Genomic DNA, 1,778 nt, shown 5'->3' with positions numbered 1-1,778 from the left:
ATTGAGATAGAGGATGCGAATGCAGATGCAGGAAGTATCGTAGGCAGTCCGATAGCAAGTTTAGCACCAGGTGCTAGTGTAACAGTGACAGCAAATCAAACAATTACACAAGCAGATATCGATGCAGGCTTTATAGAGAACAGTGCTACGGCTACGGGAGATAGTCCAAGTGGAACAGATGATGTAACAGATGTATCCGATGCAGGCGATGAGACTGTTGAGACACCAAATGGAGATGGCACGACCGATGGAGAGACGGATAACGATCCAACGGTTACAGATCTTACGGCAGATCCAAGTCTAAGCGTTATCAAGACAATTAGAGTAGTAGGAAGCGCCTTGAATGATGTTATCGAGTATGATATTGTAGTGACCAATACAGGTAATGTTACTTTGACAGATATTGAGATCACTGATGATAATGCTGATGCAGGAAGTATCGTAGGAAGTCCGATAGCAAGTTTAGCCCCAGGCACTAGTGTAACCGTAACTGCAAATCAAACGATTACCCAGGCAGATATCGATGCTGGCTTTATAGAGAACAGTGCTACAGCTACGGGAGATAGTCCAAGTGGAACAGATGATGTAACAGATGTATCCGACGCAGGCGATGAGACTGTTGAGACACCAAATGGAGATGGCACGACCGATGGAGAGACAGATAACGACCCAACAGTTACAGATCTTACGGCAGATCCAAGTTTGAGTGTTATCAAGACAGTTAGAGTAGTAGGAAGCGCCTTGAATGATGTTATCGAGTATGATATTGTAGTGACCAATACAGGTAATGTTACATTAACCGATATTGAGATAGAGGATGCGAATGCAGATACGGGAAGTATTGTAGGCAGTCCGATAGCAAGTTTAGCACCAGGTGTTAGTGTAACAGTGACAGCAAATCAAACGATTACCCAAGCAGATATTGATGCAGGCTTTATAGAGAACAGTGCTACTGCTACAGGAGATAGTCCAAGTGGTACGGATGATGTAACAGATGTATCGGATGCAGGCGATGAGACTGTTGAGACACCAAATGGAGATGGCACGACCGATGGAGAGACCGATAATGATCCAACGGTTACAGATTTGACAGCCGATCCAAGTCTAAGCGTTATCAAGACAGTTAGGGTAGCAGGAAGTGCCTTAAATGATGTTATCGAGTATGATATTGTAGTGACCAATACAGGTAATGTTACTTTGACAGACATTGAGATAGAGGATGCGAATGCAGATGCGGGAAGTATCGTAGGCAGTCCGATAGTGAGTTTAGCACCAGGAGCTAGTGTAACAGTGACAGCAAATCAAACGATTACCCAAGCAGATATGGATGCAGGCTTTATAGAGAACAGTGCTACAGCTACAGGAGATAGTCCAAGTGGTACGGATGATGTAACAGATGTATCCGATGCAGGCGATGAGACTGTTGAGACACCAAATGGAGATGGTACGACCGATGGAGAGACGGATAACGATCCAACAGTTACAGATCTTATAGCTGATCCTGATTTAACATTAGTTAAAACTGGTGTAGCTAGTGGTTCAAATGTTGGAGATGTTATTACCTATACATTTACTGTTACCAATACAGGTAATGTAACGGTAAGTAATATTTTTATAGATGATATTCTTACTGGAAGCACTAATCTAGCTATTACACCATCTACATTGGCACCAGGAGAACAAGGTACTGCGCAGGCAACATATGTAATTACACAGGTTGATATTAATAACGGAGAAGTTATAAATAGCGCTACTGTGATAGGAGAAGATCCAAATGG

Annotated in this window: 1 protein-coding gene; it reads left to right on the top strand. The window is 42.9% G+C overall.

Going from position 1 to position 1,778, the window contains the following annotated elements; all coding sequences use genetic code 11:
- Positions 1-1,778: beta strand repeat-containing protein (locus ACWNT5_RS24185; protein WP_456518848.1), on the top strand; the 1,778-nt coding region annotated here is incomplete at both ends.

Source organism: Aquimarina sp. 433 (genome assembly GCF_054054605.1).
This window is presented reverse-complemented; position numbering and strand designations above follow the sequence as displayed.